18 protein-coding genes are annotated in these 18,790 nt (G+C 46.9%); 10 read left to right on the forward strand and 8 right to left on the reverse strand.

Features of this window, described 5'->3' with window-relative positions:
- The coding region (locus F0P94_RS19910) for a hypothetical protein (RefSeq protein ID WP_225307212.1) at positions 1 to 204 on the forward strand (204 nt) is incomplete at its 5' end.
- Between the two features lie 257 nt (positions 205 to 461).
- Here the strand turns inward: F0P94_RS19910 and F0P94_RS12910 are convergent.
- Positions 462 to 1,748, reverse strand: coding sequence for an acetyl-CoA hydrolase/transferase family protein (locus tag F0P94_RS12910; protein WP_150904317.1), 1,287 nt, complete (start codon positions 1,746 to 1,748; stop codon positions 462 to 464).
- Between the two features lie 493 nt (positions 1,749 to 2,241).
- On the opposite strand from F0P94_RS12910, the gene F0P94_RS12915 reads away from it, so the two are divergent.
- Together F0P94_RS12915 and F0P94_RS12920 are read left to right on the forward strand one after the other, a co-directional pair.
- Positions 2,242 to 2,781 (forward strand): YMGG-like glycine zipper-containing protein, encoded by a 540-nt coding sequence (locus F0P94_RS12915; protein WP_150904318.1) that lies wholly within the window; start codon positions 2,242 to 2,244, stop codon positions 2,779 to 2,781.
- A 116-nt stretch (positions 2,782 to 2,897) separates the two neighbouring features.
- On the forward strand, positions 2,898 to 3,356 hold the full coding sequence (locus tag F0P94_RS12920; protein WP_150904319.1) for a YybH family protein: 459 nt from the start codon (positions 2,898 to 2,900) through the stop codon (positions 3,354 to 3,356).
- Positions 3,357 to 3,712: 356 nt separating this feature from the next.
- Here the strand turns inward: F0P94_RS12920 and F0P94_RS12925 are convergent, their stop codons facing one another.
- Together F0P94_RS12925 and F0P94_RS12930 are read right to left on the reverse strand one after the other, a co-directional pair.
- Positions 3,713 to 4,522 (reverse strand): class I SAM-dependent methyltransferase, encoded by an 810-nt coding sequence (locus F0P94_RS12925; protein WP_150904320.1) that lies wholly within the window; start codon positions 4,520 to 4,522, stop codon positions 3,713 to 3,715.
- Positions 4,523 to 4,560: 38 nt separating this feature from the next.
- Positions 4,561 to 5,079, reverse strand: a complete 519-nt coding sequence (locus tag F0P94_RS12930) for a HEAT repeat domain-containing protein (protein WP_150904321.1) — start codon at positions 5,077 to 5,079, stop codon at positions 4,561 to 4,563.
- Between the two features lie 369 nt (positions 5,080 to 5,448).
- Here F0P94_RS12930 and F0P94_RS12935 point away from each other — a divergent pair, with 369 nt between their 5' ends.
- Entirely contained in the window at positions 5,449 to 6,609 is a 1,161-nt protein-coding gene (locus tag F0P94_RS12935) for a sensor histidine kinase (protein ID WP_150904322.1), read from the forward strand.
- 179 nt (positions 6,610 to 6,788) lie between these two features.
- Here F0P94_RS12935 and F0P94_RS12940 read toward each other — a convergent pair whose 3' ends face one another.
- Positions 6,789 to 7,388 (reverse strand): hypothetical protein, encoded by a 600-nt coding sequence (locus tag F0P94_RS12940; protein WP_225307213.1) that lies wholly within the window; start codon positions 7,386 to 7,388, stop codon positions 6,789 to 6,791.
- A 204-nt stretch (positions 7,389 to 7,592) separates the two neighbouring features.
- Here F0P94_RS12940 and lptB point away from each other — a divergent pair, with 204 nt between their 5' ends.
- The 4 genes from lptB (at position 7,593) to F0P94_RS12960 (ending at position 10,559) form a co-directional block, all read left to right on the forward strand.
- The gene (gene lptB, locus F0P94_RS12945) at positions 7,593 to 8,324 is read left to right on the forward strand and encodes an LPS export ABC transporter ATP-binding protein (protein WP_150904323.1); all 732 of its coding nucleotides are present in this window, start codon (positions 7,593 to 7,595) and stop codon (positions 8,322 to 8,324) included.
- A 35-nt stretch (positions 8,325 to 8,359) separates the two neighbouring features.
- A complete protein-coding gene (locus tag F0P94_RS12950) occupies positions 8,360 to 8,740 on the forward strand; it encodes a four helix bundle protein (RefSeq protein WP_150904324.1) in 381 nt (126 codons plus the stop codon).
- 66 nt (positions 8,741 to 8,806) lie between these two features.
- Positions 8,807 to 10,297 carry a GH3 auxin-responsive promoter family protein gene (locus F0P94_RS12955; RefSeq protein ID WP_191907053.1) on the forward strand — a complete coding sequence of 497 codons (1,491 nt, stop codon included), beginning with the start codon at positions 8,807 to 8,809 and terminating at the stop codon, positions 10,295 to 10,297.
- A complete protein-coding gene (locus F0P94_RS12960; protein ID WP_150904326.1) occupies positions 10,287 to 10,559 on the forward strand; it encodes a hypothetical protein in 273 nt (90 codons plus the stop codon). Before F0P94_RS12955 ends, F0P94_RS12960 begins: the two co-directional genes overlap by 11 nt.
- Positions 10,560 to 10,749: 190 nt before the next feature.
- Here F0P94_RS12960 and F0P94_RS12965 read toward each other — a convergent pair whose 3' ends face one another.
- From F0P94_RS12965 to F0P94_RS12975, 3 genes are all read right to left on the reverse strand, one after another.
- Complete coding sequence (locus F0P94_RS12965; RefSeq protein ID WP_150904327.1) at positions 10,750 to 11,514, reverse strand: TIGR00266 family protein; 765 nt, start codon at positions 11,512 to 11,514, stop codon at positions 10,750 to 10,752.
- 82 nt (positions 11,515 to 11,596) lie between these two features.
- A complete protein-coding gene (locus F0P94_RS12970; protein WP_150904328.1) occupies positions 11,597 to 11,950 on the reverse strand; it encodes a hypothetical protein in 354 nt (117 codons plus the stop codon).
- 145 nt (positions 11,951 to 12,095) lie between these two features.
- Positions 12,096 to 13,739 (reverse strand): T9SS type A sorting domain-containing protein, encoded by a 1,644-nt coding sequence (locus tag F0P94_RS12975; RefSeq protein WP_150904329.1) that lies wholly within the window; start codon positions 13,737 to 13,739, stop codon positions 12,096 to 12,098.
- A gap of 254 nt (positions 13,740 to 13,993) precedes the next feature.
- On the opposite strand from F0P94_RS12975, the gene F0P94_RS12980 reads away from it, so the two are divergent.
- Together F0P94_RS12980 and F0P94_RS12985 are read left to right on the forward strand one after the other, a co-directional pair.
- Entirely contained in the window at positions 13,994 to 16,288 is a 2,295-nt protein-coding gene (locus F0P94_RS12980; protein ID WP_150904330.1) for a TonB-dependent receptor, read from the forward strand.
- Between the two features lie 330 nt (positions 16,289 to 16,618).
- The gene (locus tag F0P94_RS12985; protein ID WP_150904331.1) at positions 16,619 to 17,506 is read left to right on the forward strand and encodes a DUF4249 family protein; all 888 of its coding nucleotides are present in this window, start codon (positions 16,619 to 16,621) and stop codon (positions 17,504 to 17,506) included.
- Between the two features lie 377 nt (positions 17,507 to 17,883).
- Here the strand turns inward: F0P94_RS12985 and F0P94_RS12990 are convergent, their stop codons facing one another.
- Positions 17,884 to 18,789: a DUF4249 domain-containing protein gene (locus F0P94_RS12990; RefSeq protein WP_150904332.1), complete on the reverse strand. Its 906-nt coding sequence runs from the start codon at positions 18,787 to 18,789 to the stop codon at positions 17,884 to 17,886.
- Position 18,790: the final 1 nt, after the last annotated feature.

Raw genomic sequence — 18,790 nt, forward strand, 5'->3', positions numbered from 1 at the left:
GCCGTCAAAGGTGGGAGAGTAGGTAGCCGCCAACCCCTTAATCAAACCCCCAGCTTAGAAATAGGCTGGGGGTTTTGTGTTTTTAGGCCTTTACCTTTACCGAGAAGTCCGGTATTAATATCTTCTATTGCCGACTTTACATATACCCTGCTTCCTTCTCACCTTTCTCAAGAAGGAAATAGAATCCTGCTGATGGAAAATTAAAAGTTTTCCCAACTCCTCCGGAGTAGCGGAAAGTCATTTCTAGGCTTTTAAGCTTTTGCCGTGGCATTTTTACCCCAAAAGTGAAGTAACTGATAAGGATCAGGATTGGTAAAGAGTTCACTTACCGCATGGTCCGGTTGTCTGTCTTCTAATGTGAAATAGGGATAAATAGAACCGCCAATAAAGGCCTTTGGCGACTATTGTATAGTTAAACACTATATATTAGTCGCCATAGGCTTTAAAACTCAGCTCAAGATCTATAATTGCCGGTACCGCTTAATGGCTTCAGCTTCGAGGCGTTCCCGGTGATCTGGATGGGCAATATCGATTAGAGCTTTGGCGCGTTGACGCAGGTTTTTGCCGTAGAGGTAAGCTACACCGTATTCAGTTACCACATAATGCACGTGGGCCCGGGTAGTAGTAATGGCGGCACCTTCATTTATTAAGGGAGTAATGCGGGAAATTCCTTTATTGGTAGTGGAAGGAAGCGCAATGATCGGTTTTCCACCTTTCGATAAAGCAGCACCCCGTAAAAAGTCCATTTGGCCGCCTATGCCGGAATACTGTTTCGTTCCAATTGTATCAGCAACTACCTGGCCGGATAAATCTATTTCGATGGCACTATTAATAGCAGTTACTTTAGGATTAGAGCGAATTATGTCAACATCGTTTACGTAGTCGGTGCGTTGCATTAGGATCAGTGGGTTATCATCCACAAAGTCGTAGAGGTTACGGTTGCCTACAATAAAGCCGGTAACCACGCGGCCCGGATGGCGGTATTTGTGCTCGTTCGTTATTACTCCTTTTTCTACCAGCGGCATCACACCGTTCGAGAACATTTCAGTATGAATTCCTAACTCTTTGTGGTTTCCTAAAAAACTCAAAACCGCGTCTGGAATGCCGCCAATACCCATTTGCAGGGTGGCGCCATCTTCGATCATTTCGGCAATGTACCGGCCAATGGTTTTTTCTTTATCGGTAATGCGCAGGCTGTAATCCACTTCGGGCAAGGCGTCATCAACTTCAACCATCACATCGAAACGGCTCATTTGGATCAGGCCATCGCCGTGGGTGCGGGGCATTTGCGGGTTAACCTGGGCGATTACGTGTTTAGCGCTTAATACCGCTTCGCGGGTTACATCCACGGAAACTCCCAAAGAGCAGAACCCATGCTTGTCGGGCGGGGATACGTGCACAATGGCTACATCCAATGGCAGAATACCCGACCGGAACAGCTGCGGAATTTCGCTCAGAAAGATCGGTACATAATCCCCACGGCCTCCATTAACCGCCTCCCGCACATTCTCAGACACAAACAGGGAGTTGATAAAAAAAGAATCTTTAAACTGTTCTTCAGCAAGGGGGAATTGGCCGTAAGTAGTAATGCTTACAATTTCTACGTTGCGCAGTTCCGGCGCGCGGTCGGCTAGTTTTCGGATAAGGTATTGGGGAGTGGCCGCGCTGCCTTGAATGAAAACGCGGTCGCCGGATTTAATTATACTTAAAGCTTCTTCGGCAGTTTTGTAATGGGGTTTGTTGGTCATAGCGTTCGGGTTTTTGAGTGAAGAAAGATACTGTTTTCAGCAGAAAAGGATAAGGTAATTTGTCATCGGTTTTATGAAAGTTTGCTTTGCAAAAACCAGCAGATTGAAAGTGGTTACTGAAAATATCGGATTTAAAGGGCTCTTTATTTTAAACGATTGGCTTTCTAATTAAATTATAAGAATGCGTATTTAGGCGCCAACCCTAGTGCTTTAGACAAATAACCATTCCCTTTTTTCATTTTAAGGCGGAAACAACACCAGGTCAAGCAGGACTAAGTAATAATAGGAGCCTTCTTTTCAGAATGCAGCCCAAAATGGTTAATTTATTTATCGTAACCTCGAATAAATCTTATTCTTTCTTTAAAATGGCATTATCCGAAAATTGTTTTTGCCGTATTTGCAGACGCACAGGTGCTTAAGGAAAAAATTCTGGCACACCGATTGCATTATGCAGATCATAAGAATAAAAATTACAAACTAAAATTAAAGAGTTATGAAAAAGGGAAATTATATCTTCAGCCTTGTTTTAATGTTCAGCCTGATCTTAACCAACGTACTGCAGGCACAGGATCAGCCAAAGAAGAAATGGAGCCCGGTAGCGAAAGGTGCCGTGATCGGTGCTGGTACCGGAGCTGCAGCGGGTGCTATTATCAATAAGAAGAACCGCGTAGCCGGAGGTATTGTAGGTGGTGTGGTAGGTGGTGCCGTAGGTGCCGGAGTTGGTAAAGTTATTCAGAATAAACAGGAGAAAAAGGCTGCCGAAGAACAGCAGCGGATGCAGCAGCTGGAACAGGTTGCGGTAGCTAACAATCCGGAGCCAACTTACAGCAGCGGTTCTACCAGGAGCTATGCCTCCAGCTCTAAAAAGACCTACAAAGCGAAAAAGGCTCCGGTTACTAACCGCGTAGCTGCTCCTGAAGAGCCGGTTGCCGTACAGCCTGCCTACATGCAGAATGGCTGGATCCTGAACGATGGCGCCGGTGACCCAAGCGTAGCTTATTCAAATTCTGAATACAAGCGTAAAAGCTGGTAATTAACCTATCTGAAACAGTAAAACCCAGGCAATTGCCTGGGTTTTTCATAAAACGTAAATCTTTTTGAAAAATGGAAAACCTAAATGGGATTAACTCCCGTAAAAACCGAACTCCTATGAAAGCAATATTTTCCTTCTTATTCGCGCTGCTTTTCCTGGCCTCCTGTGCCAAAAAAGAAACTGAAAAAGTAAACGTATCGGCGCTTAACGGTAAATTTATTAATGCCTGGAACAACAAGCAGGTCGATTCGGTAATTGCACTGCTGGCCGACGATGCCCAGTTCCTGCAAGGCGACGTGCGCTACAACGGGAAAGCCGAAGTGGCCGACAAATGGGTGAAGAAAACCATCAATAATATTAATAATTTAAAAACCAGCGTGGTGAGCTCCGGCGCAGACGAGGCAATGGCTTATGAAGCGGGTACCTTTTCGGTAGATGTTCCGGCCCAGACCCCTGATGAACCGAATGCTTACGGCGAAGGCAATTTTATGCTCCTCTGGAAAAAAGATGCAAACGGCAAATGGAAACTCAGCTATGCCCAGCTCGAAGACCATAACCTGCAGGTAAAACAGTAGTCCTGTTTTTAGAAACATTAATATGGAATTTACAAAAACGGCTAACCATTTGGTTAGCCGTTTTTGGTTAAGGAAGGGTTAGGAATGCTATGCGATTGTTCCTGAAAACTATTTAAAGCTTGCCTTGATATAGCTCCAGCCTTTGCAGCCGGATAATGTGGGCCAACCCAGAAGGGATCACGTTGGCAAAGGGCAACAGCGAGGCCGCGTAATTTTTTTCCTGCAGTGTATTCCGGCAGACCAGGAAAATTACTACCTGCTGCTATAGCCTTTCCAGGTTATGCTTAACGGTGCTGCTTTGTTGCAGGAAAGTTACGCCGGAGCTGTGCGTTGCCACTTCAATGGGCGGAGAAGGTTTAAAAGGTTTTCTTTACCGCCGTAAGCGCATACACCAGCGGAATTTTATTTTCCAGGTGCGCTACCCTGAATTTGTTTGGAGCAATTTCCACAGAATTCCGGAAAATATTATAAGGCGAATAATCGAATTCTTCGAAGCTTATAAGCTCCAACCCGTTTTGCAGCAAACTGCTTAGAACTTCGCCCAAGCCATGATTCCACCAGACAAACTCCTGCTTCAGGTCGGCATGGCGATCGGCGTAGCTGCCGCTTTCGGTTTCTATAATGGGCCCTGCATTGAAATAACTATAAGCCACTTTTTCCAGGTCGTCATCGAACATCCAGAGTACCGGGTGAAACTCTGCAAAAATGAAGCGTCCGCCTGGTTTCAGAAAGTGCGCTACAACCTTTGCCCATTTATCCAGGTCCGGCAACCAGCCAATGGTACCGTAGCTTGTAAAAACCAAGTCGAATTTTTTATGTAAATGCTCGGGCAGCTCGTACAGGTCGGAGCAGATAAATTCAGCGTTCGTTTCGGTTTGCCGGTCAAGCTCCCGGGCTTTTTCGATGGCTTTATCCGAAAGGTCTACGCCAGTAACGATTGCACCAAGGCGGGCCAAGGAAATAGAATCCTGCCCGAAGTGGCATTGCAGGTGCAGCACGCTTTTTCCTTGTAGGTCGCCAAGCAGGTTCAGTTCTATATCGTTAAGCGAAGATCTTCCTCTCAGGAAATTTTCCAGATCATAAAAATTCGATTGCACGTGTACTTCCGTGCGGGCATTCCAGAGTTGGCGGTTCTTTTCCAGGTAATCGATAGCAGACTTTTCCATGTACTTACGGTTTTGTTACGGTTTTTAGAAGGTAATTATTACCGTTTTACTTTCTTGATAGCGGCCTGGTAAATTTTCTTAATGCTGTTCTTTTCTTCTCTTTCGGCAATAGCTTCTAACGTTGGCAGTAATTCAGTGTGTTCTTTTAAATTCAGTTTCAGAATTTCACCTAGTGCATAAGCAGCGCTCCAGCGCACCACCGTACCGCTATGTTCGGTATTGGCGAGTAAATTACCAATTGCCTTGTCCAGCTTTTCCGGGAACAGGTGCGCAATATTGCCGATAACCTTAGCCGACTCCCATTTTATGCGCGGCGCTTTTTCCTGCAGCGTTTCTGCAACAAAGTTCAGGCTGTTGAGGGTTGCTATTCCCGGGCGAGATTTGGTGGCATATTCGAGGGCTTCTATGCAGGTAACTTTAACCGGATCTTTGGCTTTCGTGGCGAAAAGCACCAGTTCATCTGTGCCCAGCAGGTTTTCCAGCAGCAGGTTGCTTAGGGTTTCTGTCTTTTCTTTGGGCTTCGTCTGTTTATCGTTCAGAATAAATTTAAGCTCCATACAGTTACGTTTTATTTAGATAGAAGAAGGATTCCGCACCTCGGCAAAAGCAGAAAGCCGAAACAAAGATACCAATCAGCAAAAATATATTTGTAGGATCTTTTTTACATTGCTTTTATATAATGGTTGAATATAACATAAAACGGTGTGTAATGTCTGTAAGTCAGGCTTTTAGCCTGCCAACAGACATTTTAAATAATAGAAATAAATTTTCCGGGTAAGAATCCAATATAATATTGATAAATACAAAACTTGGTGAATGGGCTTATTACATCCGTGAAGGATGTTATATATTGTGCATAAGGCGGTATCTTTAGATTGGGACAGTCGCCCTGTTTTCTGAAGCTGATACTTAACTGCCGTCCACCGATGCGAGATACAACAGTAACCCTTCAAGAGGCTTTAGACCTTTTGCCCGATGCGGTGATTGTGATAAATGATCATTTGAAAATTGTAACTATAAACCAGCATACGGCCAGTGTATTCCGCTACCAGCCGGTGGAGCTCATGGGTCAGGAGCTTTGTATGTTGCTTCCGGAACGGTTCCGGACAAAATATAATCGCTATTTCAGCAACTATTTCTCTGAACCCCTGAAGCGCCGCCTCAACGTTGGCTCCGATCTGTTTGGCATCCGCAAAGACGGCAGAGAGATTGATGTAGACATTGCCATGGCGCCCGTAATGATCGAAGGCATTAAGTACGCCATGGTTACGATCCGGGATATTACCAAACTGAAGGATCTGGACCGGGTGCTGCTGCAAAAGAACGAAGAACTATGTTTATCGAATGCCCAGTTGCAGCGTTTTGGCTACGTAATTGCCCACGACCTGAAAGCCCCGCTCCTGAATGTGCATGCCCTGGTGCGGCTGCTTAACCGGGAACTGTGCAACACGCTCGACCCGCTCGATAAAAACACCAAAAAGATTGAAGGCTACCTGCAGGCGCTCCGCGACAGCTCCGTGTCTATGATGGATCTGATTACCGGAGTAGCCGATTATTCGAAAGCCTATTTGCAGGAATCTTTGGAAGAGGACGTGGACCTGGGGCAGGTTTTGCAGGAGGTGGAACAGATGGTGCAGTTGCCCCCGGATTTTGAATTAACGCACCGCCAGCCGCTTCCGGTAGTGAAAGGAAATAAAACCAAGCTGCTGCAGGTATTTCTGAACCTGATAAACAACGCCATTAAGTACAACGACAAGCCCCAGGGCAAAATAGAAGTACAGGCGCACAAGAACCATAAAGTATGCCTGATAAATATTGCCGATAACGGCCCGGGCGTGCCAGTAGAGCTCCGGCGAAAGATATTCGACTGGTTTAAACGGGGAAATATCGATAAAGAAAATTCGCAGGGAATTGGCCTGGCTATTGTTAAAAAAATAATAGAAGACCGGGGCGGTGGAATACTGGTAGATGAAAGTCCGTGGGGTGGCGCCGATTTTGTGTTTAGCTGGCCTTTAGTAAAGCTAGCTGAAAAATGCCCGCCGGTACCAGGAAAGAAAGAGCGTTTAATTGTTGTGGATAAAGTCTGAACCGGTGCCCGGTTTGGGGAGAACTACCTATGCAGGAATAAAATACGGCAGGTAAGGTAAGCAACATACATACAACAAAAACGGCCTGCTGAAAAGCAGGCCGTTTTTGTTGTATGTATGTTGCTGTACTTTTTCCTTCAGAAATGCTATCGTTTCTAAACGGAAAAGTGGCGGGCAGCTTATTTATTATTGTTAGGTTTGGTCATGTATTTTATCCCAAAGGAAAAGCTTATTAATTTGGGGTAGCCGGGAATGAACGTAGAGGCAAAGCTGAACCTTTCGGTTAACCGGTAAGCATATTCGAACTCGCCGCCGTACCACAAAAACTTGTATTGCCAGGTAGCATAAGGTTTGCCATCGAAATATGCCGGATCCTGGTAGCCGGGCAAGTCGTGCCAGTTGCGGCGGTAAACCAGGGTCGGGCCAATGCCGCCGTAAAGGGAATGCTTACCGCTTTTAAAGATTTTACCCCGAAGGCCGATATGCGAAAACCCGCCTAAGCGTGCGGCGCAATCCGAATAAAGGCCCTGCACGGCTTTCACCGAAAAGGCATCCTTGTAAAAAAACTTTTCATAAGAGAGCATCCCGCCCAGGTTTATTACCAGCACGCCTTTTTCATCCAGGCGCCGGGGCATCAGCTTTGCATTTTCGTCGCCCTGAGGATGAATGCTCAGGCCAAAGAACTTCAGCCCGATATTATCGCTCTGCGCTATTGCTGCCTGCTGAAACAGCATGAAAATTATTACCAGTATACTGCCCTTTAATCCTGCCAATCTCATTTTGTGCGGTAAATCCTCCCGTTAGTGGTACGTGTCTCAAAGCCGAAAGTCGGCACAAAAGTAGCAAATCCGATCTTGCGGCTTTAAAAATGCGATGCATTTCAGCTGGAAAACAGAAAGGCAACCAATTTCCGTAGAAAGTCTGTAATTCTAAACGAAAGCCACATTTCCCGGTTCGGGCAGAATTCAGTAACTTCACGGCCTATGATTTTGCGCGCAGAACATCTTTTTAAAAAATACAAATCCCGTACGGTAGTAAACGACGTTTCGGTGGAAGTGAACCAGGGCGAGATCGTGGGTTTGCTAGGCCCGAACGGCGCCGGCAAAACCACCTCTTTTTACATGATCGTAGGGTTGGTAAAACCCAATTCCGGGCATATTTACCTCGAGAACGAAGATATTACGACACTGCCCATGTACCGGCGAGCCAAGAAGGGGGTAGGTTACCTGGCCCAGGAGGCTTCCGTTTTCCGCAACCTGTCGGTAGAAGAGAATATTCTGGCGGTGCTGGAAATGACAGATAAAACCAAACAGGAGCAACAGGAAAAAGTAGAAGAACTCCTTGAAGAATTCAGCTTAACGCACGTGCGCAAAAACAAAGGCATGGTGCTTTCCGGGGGTGAACGCCGCCGCACCGAAATTGCCCGCGCCCTGGCCGTAGATCCGAAATTCGTGCTTTTGGACGAACCTTTTGCCGGCGTAGACCCTATTGCGGTAGAAGAAATTCAGACCATTGTAGCCAAGCTAAAAACCAAAAACATCGGTATTCTGATAACCGACCACAACGTAAACGAAACTCTTTCGATCGTAGACCGGGCTTATTTATTATTCGAAGGCAAGATCCTGAAATCGGGCAGCGCCGAAGAACTGGCTGCCGACGAACAGGTACGCCGCGTGTACCTGGGCAAGCACTTTGAATTGAAAAGGAAAATTTAAATGGCTTAATTGTTAAATTGTTGAATTGTTAACTGGTGCAGGAAAAGAAATTTTTAAAGCTGAATGATATTGAAGCTTACCGCATAAGCTTTGCGTTAAGTAATTCAGTTTGGAAAATCATTTCTTCCTGGAATAACTTCGAAAAGGATACTATTGGCAAGCAATATATGCGCGCTATCGACAGTATTTCGGCTAACCTTGCTGAAGGCTTCGGCCGGTACTCCAAAAAAGATAAAATAAACTTCTATCGGATTGCCCGTGCTTCAGGCTATGAGTGTTTCGACTGGAATGAAAAAGCAAAAGTCCGAGGAATCCTTTCTCAGGAACAATATCAGCTTATCTTTCAGGATCTGCAGAAACTGCCAAAAGCTATCAACAGCTTAATCAAGTATACAAATGATAGTTTGTCCTTTTAACCATTTAGCCATTAAACAATTTAACAATTAAGCGTGGAACTCCTTAACAGCATAATGACCTGGGTAATGAAAAAGCGGATCCACCAGATCGAGCTTTTCCGGCAGTACCCGCATGATGTGCAGCACGAAACGTTTCAGAGCCTGCTCAGTACGGCTAAAAATACTGAGTGGGGCAAACGCTATGCTTTTGAGGAAATAAAGTCCTGGGAAACGTTTGCGCAGCGCGTACCCGTTTCTTCTTACGAAGATCTTTTCCCGGAAATCGACCGGATGATGAAAGGGGAACAGAACATTCTCTGGCCCACCACAGTAACCTGGTTTGCCAAATCTTCGGGTACGACCAACGCGCGCAGCAAATTCATTCCGGTTTCCCCCGAATCTTTGGAAGATTGTCATTACAAAGGCGGCAAAGACATGCTTGCCATTTACGTAAATAACCGCCCCGATACCAAGCTCTTTACCGGTAAAGGCCTGAGCATTGGCGGCAGCTTCCGGACAAATGAGCACAACCCGAAATCTTTCTACGGCGACGTTTCGGCTGTAATCATGCAGAACCTGCCGTTCTGGGCCGAATACATCCGCACGCCCCCGTTAAAAGTAGCCTTAATGGACAAGTGGGAAGAGAAGATCGAGCGCATGGTAGCGGAAACGGTAAACGCAAACGTGACCAGCCTGGCCGGCGTACCCACCTGGACCTGCGTGCTTCTGAACCGCATTATGGAGAAAACCGGCAAAACCATTCCGGAAGTTTGGCCGAATCTGGAGTTGTTTGCCCACGGTGCTGTAGCCTTCGGACCTTACCGGGAATTGTTTAAAAACATAATTCTAACGGAAAAGATGCGCTACCTGGAACTATACAACGCTTCGGAAGGTTTCTTCGGCATTCAGGATCAAACTGATTCGGAAGACCTGTTGCTGATGCTGGATTACGGCGTATTTTACGAGTTCATTCCATCCGGCCATTTCGACGATGAGAACCCGGTTACCATTCCGCTTTCGGAAGTAGAAATTGGTAAGAACTACGCAATGGTAATTTCGACGAACGGTGGTTTATGGCGCTACAAAATTGGCGATACGGTAAAATTTACCTCTATTAGTCCGTACCGTTTCCGGATAAGCGGACGCACCAAGCATTTTATGAATGCTTTTGGCGAAGAAGTAATTATTGAGAATGCCGAAGTGGCCATAACCGAAGCCTGTGAACAAACCAATGCGGTAATCAGTAACTTTACGGCGGCACCGGTTTATTTTGAAGGCAAAAAACAGGGCGGGCACGAGTGGATCGTGGAATTTAACCGGCAGCCGGATAACCTCCAGCGGTTCTCGGCGGTTTTAGATGAAAAGCTCCGGGAAATAAATTCGGACTATGATGCCAAGCGGTACCAGAACATTGCTTTGGTTGCTCCTAAAATACATCATGCGCCCGAAGGTACCTTTCTGGAATGGCTGCGCCGCAGGAATAAATTAGGCGGGCAGAATAAAGTGCCGCGGCTTTCTAATTCGCGGGAATATGTAGAAGAGATTCTGACGATAATGGAAGATAAAGATGCAAACTAAGCAAGTGGAAAATCAGCACAGTAGCGAACATAAGCGGGAACGCAAACGCATCAGGATCAAAAAGAAAGTGCGTATCCGGGTGCCTCTGGATGAACGGAAGAAGAAGAAACAGAAACAGCGTATCATGCTGATCACTTTTTTCTGGCTCCTGATCTTGTTTGTGCTATCGTCTTTCCTGGCGTTCTATTATTTCGGGGCTAATCAAAAACGGCGCTTAGACTATGAGCATTACCTCTGGGATAATGGCGTTATTGTGTATTGAGGCTTGGTATAAGCTTGGATATGCGGAAATATTAACAGCCAAATTTTAATAGTTAGTAGCTGCTGATTAGACTGATCGATTAATAGTAAAAGCCTGATTCAGTTACATTAAGGCGCAACTTTAATTCATTTAATAACAAAAATGCCTTCTGGATATCAGAAGGCATTTTTGTTATAGGTAGTCCAATTTTCTACTCTAAAAAGCTGCTTAGCATGCCGCCTTCTTTGTTCTGATTCCCACCGTTCGGCATCAGCGCCTGAATCAGTTTTTTCACCGGCATCGATTGCAGCCATACCCGGCCGGTACCGGAAAGGGTAGCCAGAAAAAGGCCTTCGCCCCCGAAAACCATCGATTTCAGCCCGCCGGAACGTTGAATATCAAAACTGATGCCTTGTTCAAAAGCAACAACGCAGCCGGTATCTACGCGCAAGGTTTCGTTATTCAGTTGCTTCTCGATTACGGTACCGCCGGCATGGATAAATGCCAGACCATCGCCCGTAAGGCGCTGCAGGATAAAGCCCTCACCTCCAAAGAAGCCGGCACCCAGCCGCTGGTTGAAATGAATGTTGATCTTGGTGCCTAAAGCCGCGGCCAGGAAACCATCTTTCTGCACAATTAAGCCCTGCGGAATGGTTGCCAGGTCCACCGGTAATATGGTGCCCGGATATGGCGCCGAAAAAGCTACCCGGCTTTTTGCGCTCCGGCCCCGGTGGGTAAAGTGGGTCATGAACAGCGATTCGCCGGTAAGCATGCGACTACCGGCTGAGAATAGCTTGCCCAGCAGGCCCTGGTCGGCGTTGGAGCCATCGCCCATTTTGGTTTCGAACTGAATGCCGTCTTCCATGTAAACCATGGCGCCGGCTTCGGCAATAACCGTTTCGTTCTGGTCAAGCTCCACCTCCAGCACCTGGATGTCGTTGCCAAAAATGCGATAATCAATTTCGTGCGATCTCATAGAAAAGTAAGTAGGTTTTAAAGCCTTAAATTGCGGAATTTCCGGCAAAACCCTATGCTTTTCCGTTTAAAAAGTAAGCACCTTATTTTATGGGAAGTGTTTCGCCCTCATCTTTTTCGTCTTCCTCATCTTCCTCATTTTCTTCCTGACCGCCTTTCGCCCGCTTTGCTTTCGGAATAAAATCCTCCGGGTTCTCCTCTTCTTCCTGCGATTCCTCTATATGGAAATCATCGTCATCCTCCTTCATTTTTCCCGGGCCTTTGTCGGTCAGTTTTTTATCGTGCACGTTCTTGTCCAGGAATTCGTTTAACTGGTCGATGCTGTAGCTGGAGGTAATTTCGCCCAGCGGATTAATCTTTATTTCGAAGCCTTCGAGTTCTTTATGTACCCGGGCCTTCTTCTCACTTTTATCGGTTTTCTTTTTCTTTTTGCTCATGGCTGTAACGTTTAAAAATCAGCTTTACGTCCATACGCAAAAAAAGCGGCAGGGTATAGTTCCGCTGCCGCTTTTGGCTTTTTAGCTTCTAAAGCTACCGTTTCGAAGGTTCTCTTTTCAGTAGCTGGGTTTATTCCTAATGGCTTTATTCAACAACAATTTTTCGGGTGCTGGTCTGGTTTCCGGCTTTCACCTGAACCAGGTACATGCCTTTAACGGCCGGTATTTCCAGCTCCCGTAAACCCTGACTCCGGGTATTTACCAATTGTTGCAAAACCACGCGGCCTAAAAGATCGGTAATTATAACCTCGGCAGCTGGTGCGTTTATGTTGCTGAACTGCAGGTTGAATTTGCCCTGGTTTGGGTTGGGGAAAATGGAAATGTTGAAATCGGGTTTATTTTCTGCTGTGGCAAGGACCTCAGGACCTAATTTTACGATCCAAAAGTCATAACCTCCCTGAGAAGCCTGAGTTTTATCTCTGCTGGCAGCAGACCATGAAAAGCCTCCCAAAATGTAATTTCCGTCCGAAGTCTGCTGCAGCGATTGAAGGCCATCTTCGCCATTTCCGCCTATGGTTTGTTCCCAAATTTTATTTCCGGCGCTATCCAGCTTTAAAACCCAATAATCTGTATTTCTGAAAGATTGATTAAATACGGAATCAGCTGAGCCACCCAGAATATAACCCCCATCCGAAGTCTGTTGCAGCGCGCTGAGCTCATCATGACCAGGGCCGCCAAAAGTTTTATCCCAGGTTTTGTTTCCAGCCCCATCCAGCTTTACTACCCAGTAATCCTTGCCTCCAAAACCTGCCTGCGATTTATCGCCATTCAGCCCGGAATCAGAATAACCGCCCAGAATGTACCCTCCGTCTGAAGTCTGTTGCAAAGAAGTAAGTATCTCCGTATTGCTGCCTCCCAAAGTCTTATCCCAGAGTTTGTTGCCAGCTGGATCAATTTTTACTACCCAATAATCAGCTCCTCCTCGCGATGGTTGGGTTTTATCTGCACCGATGTCATCACTGGAAGACCCACCCAAAATATAGCCGCCATCTGAGGTTTGCTCAATTTTGGAAAAGTTATAAGTGCCAGCTCCTAAATTTCCACCAAAGGTTTTATCCCATATTTTATTTCCATTGGCATCTAGTTTTACTATCCAGTAATCTACGGCTCCCTTACGGGCCTGGCTTTTATCACCACTAATTCCCGAAATAGAGGTCCCGCCCAGAATATAACCCCCGTCCGATGTTTGTTGCAGGGAAGCAAACGCTTCAGTATCACTGCCTCCAAAGGTCTTGTCCCAGAGTTTATTGCCGTTGGAATTCAGCTTTATTATCCAGTAATCAAAAAGTCCTTGGGAAGCCTGACTTTTATCTCCGCCGATACCGGAATAAGTGCCTCCACCCAGAATATACCCTCCATCCGAGGTTTGCTGCAGGGAACGAAGCCAGTCATCGCTACCGCCGCCAAAAGTTTTATCCCAGGTTTTGTTTCCGCTGGCGTCTACTTTTACTACCCAGAAATCATAGGTGGTATAAGCTACAGTTCCTTGGTTGCCCTGGCTTTTATCGCCGCTTATGCCTGAACTGGAATATCCGCCCAGGATATACCCGCCTTCAGTGGTCTGCTTTACAGAGGAAAGGACATCCCCACTGCTTCCGCCAAAAGTTTTATCCCATTGAATAGGTAGACCGTTTTGCGCTGAAGCACCTACGGGAAAAGCTGCCGTAAAAGCTGCAACGCAACTAATACGAAGCCAGTTTTTAAGCAGGAAAGTGTATCGTTTTTTCATAGGGAATTAACACAAGTGATTTCAAAGCTAACAACTTGTGCCAAATATTAAAACTATTCTGTTATCTAATTCTGCAGAAACAGCTGAACAACCATTCAGGCACACCTATAAAGAAAATTTTCAGCTACTCACTAGGGGAGGGGCTTACGCGCCTTGTCTACTCCTCTGAAACCGCCGGAATAAAGCAAGCCGCTTAGGCGAATTTCCGCTTTTTCCGCTTCCGCCTTACGTGTTCCACTAAATTTTAAACTGTCGTGAAAAACAGCCTGGCCATACTTTGTCTTATTTTTCTGGTAAACGGTAGCCTTCTGGCGCAAAAAGTAACCCTGAGCGGCATTATTCGCGATGCGGTTACCGGAGAACCGTTACCGGGCGCTTCGGTTTACCTGCCGGAGCAAAAAGCCGGTACGGCCACCGATCTGGAAGGGAAATATGAACTTAGCTTAGCGGTTGGTAAAGTCACGGTGGTTTATTCGCTTGTCGGGTACGGGAAACAGGAGAAAGAACTGAATCTGACCGACCATGCCACTTTCAATATTGAGCTGAAACCGCAGGAAGAAACGCTGAAAGAAGTGGTGGTGCTGGCGTCGAAGAACGATTTGCAGGAGCAGGTAGCTTCGCCGCAGATGGGTATGGTGAAGCTATCGCCGAAGCAAATTAAAAATATGCCCAGCCTGGGCGGGGAAGTGGATATTATTAAAGTAGCCCAGCTGCTGCCCGGCGTAAAACGCGGCGGCGAAGGCCAGACTGGTATGTTCGTGCGCGGCGGCGCTTCCGACCAAAATTTAATCCTGCTGGACGATGCGCCGGTTTACAACGTGAGCCATTTATTCGGGTTCTTTTCCATTTTCAACAACGATGCCCTGAAAGAAGTAACCCTGATAAAGGGCAGCTTCCCGGCGCAGTACGGTGGCCGCATTTCTTCGGTAATGGACATCAAAACGCAGGAAGGCAATAACGAAAAAATAAAAGCCAACGGCGGCATTGGGTTACTATCTTCGCGCATTACGGTGCAGGGCCCGATCCAGAAAGACAAGCTCACGTTCCTGGTTTCCGCCCGCCGTTCCTATCTCGATAAAGTACTGGCAGTATCGGGATTAAAAGTGCCGTATTATTTCTACGATGCCAACCTGAAACTCAATTACAAGCTCAGCGAAAAAGACCGGCTAACGTACAGTAGCTACTACGGAAACGATATTCTTTCAGAGCCCAAACCCGGTTCCAAAGGAACGGACGACGTGCCCACGAGCCTGGATTTCGGTTTTCAGCTCGGCAACTATACCAACACCCTGAAATGGACGCACCAGTACTCCGGCAACCTGGTTTCTAACCTGACTTTGCTGCACACTCGTTTCCGCTACCAGATCAACGGGCAATTCGATGAAAATGCCGTGCACATCGGTTCGTTCATCGAAGATGTTGGCGTTAAACTCGATTACGATTATGCCCCGAATGCAAAGAACCAGCTCCGGTATGGAATATCGGTTATCAATCATTCCTTCCGGCCGAATATCGTGGCAGCTGAAGGGGAAATTACGGACCTGTTAAAATCGCAGGAAGGCCGGCAACTGAACCCGCAGGAAATGGGCGTGTATGCGCAGAACCAGTTCAACATGAACCGGCACCTTACGGTAGATTACGGCCTTCGCGTTTCGGGTATGCTCACGCAAGGGAAAACCTACACCGGGCTGGAACCACGACTTTCAGCCAGTTATCAACTTTCCGAAAACAGCTCCATCAAAGCCGGTTATTCGCGCATGTACCAGTATCTGCACCTGGTTTCCAGCTCTTCGGTAATGCTGCCCACCGACCTGTGGTACCCGGTAACCCGGAACGTAAAGCCGCAGTTTGCCGATCAGTTTGCTGCCGGTTATACCCGGAACTTCAGCCAGGTAAATACCCTTTTCAGCGCCGAAGTGTATTACAAAAAACTGAACCGCCTGATAGAATACAAAGAGGGCGCGGTGCTGCTGCTGAACGACGATTACGAAAAGGAACTGCTGCACGGGAAAGGAGAAGCCTACGGCGCGGAATTCTTTCTGCACAAAACCGAAGGCCGCTTTAACGGCTGGGCCAGCTATTCGCTTTCCTGGGCTACCCGCCAGTTCGACGGCCTGAACCAGGGCAAAACGTTCTTCGCCAAATACGACCGCCGCCACGATTTCTCCCTGGCCCTGAATTATGAGATCTCGAAGCGCCTGAGCATCTCCGCCGTCTGGGTTTACGCCACCGGCCAACGCTTCACCGGCCGTTTAGGCCAGTACGTGGCGCCCAAACCTTCTTATTCCGGAGCCGATGTCCTGCCAATTTACACGGGTCGCAACGAACTGAAATTCTCGCCTTCGCACCGCCTCGACCTGAACCTGGTACTGAAAAATAAACCGGCCAAGAAATTCCAGAGCGAATGGTGCTTTGGCGCTTACAACGTGTACAACCAGACGCAGCCTTACCGGGTGAAAGTGGTAGAAAACGGCAAAGGTGGTTACAAGTATTCGCAGACTGGTTTGTTTGGCTTTATTCCTTCGGTGGCTTATAATTTTAAGTTTTAAACGGATGTTTTGCAGGTGGCCGACTTAGAAAGAAAACCAGAGCCACAATTTCTGACAACAGTTTGTTTTTAGGCTGTAAGGCCATTGTCCCCGTCATCTCGACGCCAGGAGAGATCCCCGGAATAAGGTAGTAAAGCCAGAATAAGAGGTAGTGCCAACTTGATGAGATCTCTCCTAACGTCGAGATGACGATTCAGTGTTTCTACCCTTCAATATTCTCCAACTACTGGTAATAATTTCCACTGTAAATCTTCTGCAACAATAAGGGTACGCCGACTTATTCCTGTCTTCATATCAAAAGAAATTAGAAAATTAACGGACAACAACAAAATGAAAACGATAAGCTTCTTAATAAAAAAACTATACTTCGTATTGCTTTGGCTGCTGCTCGGTTTGGGCTTGTTCAGTTGCGAACCCGACCCGATCGAAATTGACCTGCCGGCGCATCAGCCCAAACTGGTAATTGCCACCCAGGTTGCTCCGGAAAAATACATGCTCGTACAAGTTTCCAAAAGCTTCAGTTCCCTGGCCAGCAATTCCGACAGCCTTGCTACCGATACTACTTTTATGAAAAGCCTGGTAGTGGAACATGCGCTGGTGCAGGTAACCTTTAACGGCCGCACCGAAACCCTGCAGCATTTACGCAACGGTCTTTACATGGGCGCCAACATCGTTCAGTATTACGGGCTAACCTACACCTTATTTGTGCGCGATTCGGTTTCGGAGCTTGAATGCACGGCCGTTACCGAGATGCAGGCGCCGACAACGTTCGAAAAGCTGGAGCCGGAAGTAATCCGAACCGCGAAGGACACTACCGTAAACCTGCATTTTACCATTGCCGACCAAAGGCCGGAAAAGAACTTTTACCTGATCAGCCTGACCGGCGCGAGCCGCAAAAATGTAATTCCCTGGAAAGGCACCAGATCGGTGAAAAGCATTCAGGAGCAGATCATTCTGGTAAACGACGACGCGATGCAACAGGGCCGGTATTCGGCGAAAGAAAAGCTCACGCTGGGCACTTCCGATAGTTTGGTCGTGACACTTACCAACATCAGCGAACCGTATTACCGCTACCTGGAGCTTTACCGGAAATCGGGCAATTTAATGAACCAGCTTACCGGCGAACCCATAAACCTGCCCACCAATATTCAGAACGGCTACGGCTACTTTTCGGCGCACAACCCTACCGGAGAGGTTTTCAACCTGAGAGAATGGTAGGCAAAACCCGGAAAAACTAATGCTCGACCAAACTAATTATTAGCATTTGCTTGATTTATAGAATTTGCTTGACGGGATTTGTAATCACTACTGTACGAAAAGCTATCAAATATACTGATAATCAATATGTTGCGATTAATAATTTAAATCGTTGAATGTTGATTTAGAGTCTCTTAGGGCAGTTTTTAGTAATAGCATACAACTTTTTTATGTTCATAAAGGGATAATAATAAGTAATATATAATTTTTCAATATAAATTAACTTGTTGATAATCAGTTAGATTGGTACCTTTTCGTACAGTAGTGATTTGTAATCCCGTCTTAACCGAGCCGTGGGATTTGTAATCCCACTTACTGAAAATTAACTTGATCATGCTCTACCTGAGCGGCAGCGTAACTTTATAAGACCGGTAGGCTGCAAAGATGCCAAGGCCGCCTTCTACGTTGCTGTAAATTTTTACCGGGTCCAGAAAATTATCGGTAGTATGGAAACGCTTAAGGGAAGTGTGGTATTCGTAATAGGCGCGGTCGGTAGTGAACAGATAACCGTTTAAAGCCTTTAACCGGCCTTCCTGCTGATCCTGCTGATAATTAAAAATGGTGCCGCTTACGGTTTCCCAGTTTCGCCCATCGGCCTGGTAATCCCGCACGTAGGGCGCTTCGTACATATCGAGGGGCTGTTCGAAGGGGAAGCCCGGGAAATCCGGTTCTTCCAGTACCAAGCCGCCGTCGGCCTTGTAAAAGTCGCCTTCGCCCGGCAGGTCTTCCCAGCTGAATTGAGCGGAGTATAGCCTTTCGGAAGCAGAACCGGTGCCGGAAGAATCGATGCGGACGGTAAGCGACTGGTTGAGCTTTGTGGGCACGGTACAGAAAGCCCGCGCCGCAAAGCCCCCGGGAGCCGTTACCCGCAAGGTGTATTTCTTGCCGGGCAATATAGCCAGATCGGTAGTAACGTAAACCCCGTTGGGATCAAATACTAGTTGCACCGAATCTGCTCCGTCTGATAGCCACACAGTAGCGTCGGGAACCGGGGTATAGTTAGAGTAGCTGCCGGCCGTAAGCAAAGGAATTGTTTTACTCACCGAAACCAGTACGCCTTCGGCTTCCGGCGAAATAAACGACGAAATTACCAGCTTGGGCGGCACGTCCGGCAAGGGAATCTCTACGTCCGTAAAGCAGCCCTGCAGGGCAAAAAAGCTAAACCCAATCAGACCAAACCGTAGGATTTTCGCCTGAAAACCGGCCTTCATTGCTTTAAATTTTTTCCGGAATTTCTTTACCATG

It is taken from the genome of Adhaeribacter soli (assembly GCF_008727925.1).
Lineage (GTDB): Bacteria > Bacteroidota > Bacteroidia > Cytophagales > Hymenobacteraceae > Adhaeribacter_A > Adhaeribacter_A soli.